Annotated in this window: 7 protein-coding genes; all 7 read left to right on the forward strand. The window is 62.2% G+C overall.

What is annotated here, in order from left to right:
- Positions 1–74: 74 nt before the first annotated feature.
- The 7 genes from NKI25_RS14450 to NKI25_RS14480 all read left to right on the forward strand — a co-directional run bounded on the left by NKI25_RS14450 (position 75) and on the right by NKI25_RS14480 (position 6,567).
- Positions 75–860: a ThuA domain-containing protein gene (locus tag NKI25_RS14450; RefSeq protein ID WP_352998632.1), complete on the forward strand. Its 786-nt coding sequence runs from the start codon at positions 75–77 to the stop codon at positions 858–860.
- Positions 861–915: 55 nt separating this feature from the next.
- Positions 916–2,004 (forward strand): Gfo/Idh/MocA family protein, encoded by a 1,089-nt coding sequence (locus tag NKI25_RS14455; protein ID WP_352906044.1) that lies wholly within the window; start codon positions 916–918, stop codon positions 2,002–2,004.
- A 16-nt stretch (positions 2,005–2,020) separates the two neighbouring features.
- Positions 2,021–2,401 (forward strand): GFA family protein, encoded by a 381-nt coding sequence (locus tag NKI25_RS14460; RefSeq protein ID WP_352587219.1) that lies wholly within the window; start codon positions 2,021–2,023, stop codon positions 2,399–2,401.
- 353 nt (positions 2,402–2,754) lie between these two features.
- Positions 2,755–3,282, forward strand: coding sequence for a c-type cytochrome (locus NKI25_RS14465; protein ID WP_031211934.1), 528 nt, complete (start codon positions 2,755–2,757; stop codon positions 3,280–3,282).
- Positions 3,283–3,792: 510 nt separating this feature from the next.
- Positions 3,793–5,304: a LuxR C-terminal-related transcriptional regulator gene (locus NKI25_RS14470; protein WP_352998633.1), complete on the forward strand. Its 1,512-nt coding sequence runs from the start codon at positions 3,793–3,795 to the stop codon at positions 5,302–5,304.
- Positions 5,305–5,434: 130 nt separating this feature from the next.
- Positions 5,435–6,100 carry a hypothetical protein gene (locus tag NKI25_RS14475; protein ID WP_023677246.1) on the forward strand — a complete coding sequence of 222 codons (666 nt, stop codon included), beginning with the start codon at positions 5,435–5,437 and terminating at the stop codon, positions 6,098–6,100.
- 14 nt (positions 6,101–6,114) lie between these two features.
- Complete coding sequence (locus NKI25_RS14480; RefSeq protein WP_352587213.1) at positions 6,115–6,567, forward strand: nuclear transport factor 2 family protein; 453 nt, start codon at positions 6,115–6,117, stop codon at positions 6,565–6,567.
- Positions 6,568–6,932: the final 365 nt, after the last annotated feature.

Raw genomic sequence — 6,932 nt, forward strand, 5'->3', positions numbered from 1 at the left:
TTTTCATTCCCGGCCGAGGATATTATGACTGACCCGTAGGGGCGGCTCCAGCTTCAAACAATCACGAGGACATCATGACAATACGCGCTGTCGTCTGGGGCGAGAATATTCATGAGCGGACCAACGAGGTGGTCGCGGGCATCTATCCCGAGGGCATGCATGCGACGATCGCCAATGCACTGAAGCTCGACCCGGAGATATCAGTGTCGTGGGCGACGCTGGAGCAGCCGGAGCATGGGCTGCCGGCCGACCGTCTGGCCGAGACCGATGTCTTGCTGTGGTGGGGGCACAAGGACCATGGCGCCGTCGCCGACGAAGTGGTCGAGCGCGTGGCGCGCCGCGTCTGGGAAGGCATGGGGCTGATCGTTCTCCATTCCGGCCATTTCTCGAAAATCTTCAAGAAGCTGATGGGCACGCCCTGCACGCTGAAATGGCGCGAGGCCGGCGAGCGCGAACGGCTCTGGGTGACCAGCGCAAGCCATCCGATCGCCGCGGAACTTGGCGAGTATTTCGAGCTCGAGAACGAGGAGATGTACGGCGAGCAGTTCGCCGTGCCGGAGCCGCTCGAAACCGTCTTCATCTCCTGGTTCCAGGGCGGAGAAGTGTTCCGGTCGGGGCTGACCTATCGTCGCGGCGCCGGCAACATCTTCTATTTCAGGCCAGGCCATGAGACCTATCCGACCTATCACGACGCCAATGTCCAGAAGGTGCTGCGCAATGCGGTGAGATGGGCGCACAACCCGCAAGGCGCCAATCCGGCCATCCTCGATGCGCCGAACGTGCCGGTGGAAAAGGCGCTCGAGCCGATCGTCGAGCGCGGCGGAAAACTTCATTCCGCCGGCGAAGCCGGCTTCCGCTAGACGACAAATCCATGATCGAACAAGAAGATAAAGCCCTGTCCTAAGGATAAGAATCATGCGTCTGTTGATACTCGGCACCGGCTGGATGGCGGAGGAGCACGCCAGGCAGTTCGGCAAGATCGAGGGCGTCGAACTGATCGGCGCCGTCGATCTCGACCGCACGCGTGTCGACAAGTTTTCGGACATCTACGGTATCCCCAACCGCTTCGCGTCGCTGGACGAGGCGCTGGCATGGGGCAAGTTCGACGCGGTGGCGAACGTGACGCCCGATCGCATCCACCATCCGACCACCATGATGCTGATCGCGGCGGGCAAGCCGGTGCTGTGCGAGAAACCGCTGGCCGAAAATTGCCAGAAAGCCAGTGAGATGGCCGATGCCGCCGAGCGGGCCGGCATCATCAACATGGTCAACCTGACCTATCGCAATGTCGCGCCGCTGCAGAGAGCGCGCGCTATGGTGCTGGCAGGCGAGATCGGCACCGTCAGGCATGTCGAGGCGTCCTATCTGCAGAGCTGGCTGATATCCAAGTTCTGGGGCGACTGGCGCACCGATCCGAAATGGCTGTGGCGGCTGTCGCGCGGCCACGGCTCCAATGGCGTGCTGGGCGACGTCGGCATCCACATTCTCGATTTCGCCAGCTATGGCGCGGCGCTCGACATCGACCATGTGTTCTGCCGCCTGAGATCCTTCGACAAGGCGCCCGGCAACCGGATCGGCGAATACGAGCTCGACGCCAACGACAGCTTCACCATGGCGCTTGATTTCAGCAATGGCGCCTTCGGCGTCGTCCATGCCAGCCGCTGGGCAACCGGCCATTTGAACGAACTCCGCCTGCGCATCTACGGCGACAAGGGCGGCATCGAAGTCGTGCACAATCTGACCGGCTCGGAGCTGAAAGCCTGCATCGGCGAGGATGTCGAGAACGCCAAATGGCAAGTTCTGGACGCCGGAACGGTGCCGACCAACTACCAGCGCTTCGTCGATGCGGTCCGCAGCGGCGTCCAGGCTGAACCGTCGTTCCGCCACGCGGCCGAATTGCAGAAGGTCCTAGACCTCGCAGTCGTCTCGGATGAGAAGCGGGCCGAATTGAGCACCGATACGCAGCGATATCGTTCAGGGAATCGTGAGAGGAGCCAGCCATGATCACGCGGCGCGCCGAATGTTCCTGCGCTCAGCTGTCAGCCACCTGCTCGGGCGAGCCGGTACGCGTCTCGTCTGCCATTGCCTGGCCTGCAAGCGACGCACCGGCAGCGCGTTCAGCTTCAACGCGTGGTTTGAGGAAGGTGACGTTTTTGTCCAGGGCCGCTCGGCGGAGTTCACGCGCATTGGCGACGAGGGCGGCCGCGTCATCTACAGCTTCTGCCCGGATTGCGGCACCACCGTCCATTACCGGATCGACACGCAGCCCGGTCTGACCGTCATCCCGGTGGGCGCTTTCGCGGACCCTGCGTTCCCGCCGCCCTTCCTGTCCTTCTATCACGAGAGCCGGCGCTGCCAGTGGGTCGAGGTCCGAACCGAACCTTTGGCGACGTTCGGCTGAAGCCGCCGGCCACAGCCGGCTGACGTTTTAGGTCAAAACCCAATCATTCTGAACGACCGAGTTCGACCCGGTCCGACCGTACAAGGCATTTCAGGCGACGAAGTCGATCCATCACCGTGCGTGGCTCGATCGCGCCAAAACAAGGCATTGTGCGTCGGCTGAGCACGCTCCATCACACTTGCGCTCAACGGGGCACGACAAGTGCCGACGGTCCAATTGATCGCTGATAGTTACTACGTGCTGGCCATGCTAGAATTCAGCGTCCCCGACGCGGTTAAAATCGGGGAATTGCGACCGGTTGACGGCGCGGGAGGTCGACGGACAAACCACGAACAGACCACAGGGAGGAAGCAATGTTTCGGACACCAGTTCATCTTGCATTCTTGACAGCGTCGATTGTTGCCCTGCCATCTTACGCGGCCATGGCCGATGACACACAGATCGCGCGCGGCGAATATCTGGTTACGATTGCCGGCTGCAGCGACTGTCACACATCCGGTTACTTCTTCGGGAAGCCCGACATGTCGCACTTCCTTGGCGGTTCAGATGTGGGCTTCGAGATTCCTGGCCTTGGTGTCTTTGTCGGCCGTAATATCACGCCTGACAAGGAGACCGGTATCGGAAGCTGGACCCCGGAGCAGATCGTCACCGCGATCCAGACCGGCGAACGGCCGGACGGCCGCATCCTGGCGCCGATCATGCCTTGGCGCGATTTTGCGCATCTCACCGCGGATGACGCCATGGCGATCGCGGCATTCCTCCAAAGTGTGAAGCCGGTCAGCCACCAGGTTCCCGGCCCGTTCAAACCCGGGGAAGCGGTGTCGACCTTCATGATGCGGATTATGCCGCCGGGGGAAACCGCAGCCGCTGCAACGAAGTAGGGCGGCTTTGATCGGAACGAGATTTTTCGCCGAATTTTTCGCCGAATAATGGGTGAATGTCCGCCTTGGAGGTGGTGAGGCCGATATCGGAACGGCAGAAATGGGTCGATCGAGCCGTTGCGCGAGGGGAGCTTTGAGAAGCGCCATGAATGTCGCGATATTGGCGCTACCTACTCGTTCCCGTCGACGAGACGAATGGCAGCATTCCACCCTTCCCGGTCCTCGGCGGCGGACGCGATGAACGGCTCGATTGAGCCCGAAACGAACTTCTGTCACATCGGTAATCTGCCGCCACCTCCTCAGCAAAATATGTGCTATTCTGAGGCTATGCCCGCGCCCTCCGACCGATCACCCGACAAGTCGCCGGAAGACGGTGCAGTTGCATCGGATCCGTATGCGGAGCTAGCCAATCGCGGCGATTGGTCCAGACTTCACCGCGAACTGTCAGACAGAGACCGCTGCAGTGAACTTGGCGGCGCCGAGCTCCAGCGCCTCGGGGAAACCGCCTACATGCTTGGGCGCGAGGAGGAATTCGTTCGGGACTACGAAAGGGCCTTCGAAGAGCATCTCCGGAACGGACGCGAACGATCCGCAGCGCGTTGCGGCTTCTGGATCGGGCTCACCCTGATGTTTCGCGGTGAATTCGCCCAAGGCAGCGGATGGCTGACGCGCGCCAACCGGCTGGTCGAGGATCATACGCAGGAATGTGCAGAACACGGTTACCTTCAGCTCCCAATGGTCGAACAAAGCCTCGCCGCCGACAGTCCGGACGAAGCATTCGCGCACGCAACACGTGCCGCGGAGATCGGACAGCGCTGCGAAGATCCGGACCTCTTGGCTATCGCGCGCCACCTTCAGGGGCGGATATTGATCCTGCGCGGCGACTATGTGCGCGGCTTCGAACTGCTGGACGAGGTGATGGTTTCGGTCACCTCGGCCCGGCTCTCACCAATCGTCACCGGGCTGGTCTACTGCAGCGTGATCGAGATCTGTCAGAAATTTCATGCCACGGGCCGGGCGAGGGAATGGACATCGGCGCTGGTCGGATGGTGCGCGGGACAGCCCGACATCGTTGCCTTCACCGGCAGATGCCTGATCCACCGGGCCGAAATCCTGATCCTCGACGGCCACTGGGACGAGGCCGGCCGCGAGGCCGGTGTCGCCAGCATCCGCCTTCAGCAGGGGCCCTCGAAGCACCACGCCGGTCCGGCATTCTACCAGAAGGGCGAGGTATTTCGCCTCCGCGGCCAATGGGACGAGGCCGATGCCGCCTATCGCGCAGCGAGCAGGCTCGGGTTCGATCCGCAGCCGGGGCTGGCGCTTATGCGATTTCAGCAGGGGCACGAGCAGCCGGCCCTTTCGGCGATCCGCCGCGCACTGCAGTCCGTCGACGACATGCCGGGCAAACTCCGCCTCTTGCCGGCTGCGGTGGAAATCACTCTCGCTGTCGGTTCGGCCGATGACGCTTGGGAGCTGTGCGAAACACTGCACGACTGCGCGCGCCAATATTCCGCGGATGCAGTCCGCGCCGCAGCCGCTGAGGCTACCGCGCGGGTGCTGATCCATGCTGGTCGAGCCGCGGAGGCATTGGCCCATATCCGGCGCGCGGTAGCGATCCTCTGGGAGCTTCGGGCGCCCTATCATCTTGCCCGGATGCGGGTGCTGACAGCGCGGGCCTGTCTCGCAACCGGCGATACTGAAGCGGCGCGGACCGAACTGGACGAAGCGATAAGACTTTTCCGCGAGCTCGGCGCGCGCCCCGACGAAGCCGTTGCCGGCAAGCTGCGGGTCACTATGACGGCGACAGGCAGCGAAGTTCTCACCCCCAGACAGACGCAGGTTCTGCGCCTGATCGCGTCAGGCCTGACCAACCCGGAAGTTGCCGGCGAGCTCGGTCTGAGCCAGCGGACGGTAGACCGTCACGTTAGCGATATCCTGACGCGGCTGAACGTGCGCACGCGCGCGGCAGCCACGGCCTATGCGGTCGAGCACGCCCTGATCGGCATGGACGTGTTTGGGTAATCCTACCCAAGCCAAAATTTCTCGTTGCGTGGGTACTTACGCCGAAGCGGGCAACCGTGGCGCGGGTCTAAACCTCATGGCGTGGTAAAGGCCGCAGGAGGTTTTCCCGATGCAAACGAATAATAACAACATGAGCGGGCCGGGCGGTGTCTGGCTCGCCACCGGAACGCTGCTGCTGGCGGCTGCGCTCGTCTTTCACGGGCCACCGGACGCGGATTTGTCTGTTCAGATGCAGAATATCGCCGAGGGCCATGGGCGATGGGCTACGGTCCATTGGACGGCGGCAGCGGCGCTGTTCCTGATCGCCGGCGCTTCGTTCCTGAACCTGGCGCTCAACCCCCGGGTCCGGCATTCGCCGATGCTGAGTTCTGCCTGGATGGTGATGGCTCTCGGCGCCCTGACCACGTTCTCCACCGCAGTCGCCGAGGCATCGGTGGTCGCGGTCGCGGCGGACCGGGGTGACACCAGCGCCTTCATGACCTGGTGGGCGTTTTCCGGCGGCATGGGTAACGGATTCTGGGCGCTCGCCCTGGCGACAGCGCTTGTCGCGTATCACGACGCCCGCGATGACGTCGGGATACTGCCCCGATGGGCCGCGATCGTCGGCTCGGCGTTCGGTATCCTTTCGGCAACCGGGTGGACACTCGGTGAGCAGCTCGGGATCGGCATCGGAGGTCCGATCTGGCTGATTTCCTCGCTTCTCATGTGCCTGTGGCTCGCGTGGTACGGGCTGTCCTCAAGGAGCCTCCGGTCGGGCAAGCCACAGCGCAAAGCGCCTGATCCAGCATCATCGTAAGACAGGAGGAAAAAATGTCCCTTCAAACGAAGGAAATCGAAGCGACGATCCACGACGTCCACGAATTCTTCACCGACTGGGTGACGGGCCGATGCCGTGGCGACGATGCGACGTTCAAGAAGAACGCGCTCGACCGGATCAGCGAAGATCTGGTCGCCATCATGCCAGGCGGCAGGGCGTTCGGGAAAAAAGACTTCGCAGGTTACATGAAGAGCATCTACGGATCGAATCCGGCCTTCCGTATCAAGATACGCGACATCCGGATCAGCCATCAAAGCGCCGACCTGGCGGTCGTGAACTACCACGAATGGCAACGCGACGCGAAGGACTCCGATCAACCGAACAATGGCCGGGTCACGACGATGGTGGTCCGCGATCGCGGCTACAGCCGGGGGCCCGAGATCTTGCAAGTTCATGAAACTTGGCTCCCAGCCGATGTCGTTCAGTCCGCGGATTTCGCGTTCTGAGAAGCGTCGGTCCGAAACGGGCAGAGAAAGGAATTGCGCTGGCGGGACCATCGGCTCTGCCGGCGCCATCGAGCCGGAACTGTGCTTCTTTCAGCCCGTCGGCTGGGTCGAGATCAGCGCCGACCCTCTGGCGACGTTTGGCTGAAGACGCCGGCCACGGCCGGCTGACGTTTTAGGTCAAAACCCAATCATTCTGAACGACCGAGTTGAACCCTCTGCAGACCTCTCGGCATGCTGTGTAAACCACGTCCGTTAGTTGATATGTCGGTAGCTTTTCAAGTTGTCCGGTTTTTGTAGCACATCAGATGTCCGCTTCTGTTTGTTGCAGGAGGTGCGTCGAAGCGGTTCACGCCGCACTCCTGATC

This window comes from Mesorhizobium sp. M0808, from assembly GCF_040320025.1.
In the GTDB taxonomy this organism is placed as follows: Bacteria; Pseudomonadota; Alphaproteobacteria; order Rhizobiales; family Rhizobiaceae; genus Mesorhizobium.

What these genes read in the sequence shown, in the direction of transcription:
- NKI25_RS14450 (WP_352998632.1), top strand. Translation starts at nt 75, where the DNA reads ATGACAATACGCGCTGTCGTCTGGGGCGAGAATATTCATGAGCGGACC.
- NKI25_RS14455 (WP_352906044.1), top strand. Translation starts at nt 916, where the DNA reads ATGCGTCTGTTGATACTCGGCACCGGCTGGATGGCGGAGGAGCACGCC.
- NKI25_RS14460 (WP_352587219.1), top strand. Translation starts at nt 2,021, where the DNA reads ATGTTCCTGCGCTCAGCTGTCAGCCACCTGCTCGGGCGAGCCGGTACG.
- NKI25_RS14465 (WP_031211934.1), top strand. Translation starts at nt 2,755, where the DNA reads ATGTTTCGGACACCAGTTCATCTTGCATTCTTGACAGCGTCGATTGTT.
- NKI25_RS14470 (WP_352998633.1), top strand. Translation starts at nt 3,793, where the DNA reads ATGCTTGGGCGCGAGGAGGAATTCGTTCGGGACTACGAAAGGGCCTTC.
- NKI25_RS14475 (WP_023677246.1), top strand. Translation starts at nt 5,435, where the DNA reads ATGAGCGGGCCGGGCGGTGTCTGGCTCGCCACCGGAACGCTGCTGCTG.
- NKI25_RS14480 (WP_352587213.1), top strand. Translation starts at nt 6,115, where the DNA reads ATGTCCCTTCAAACGAAGGAAATCGAAGCGACGATCCACGACGTCCAC.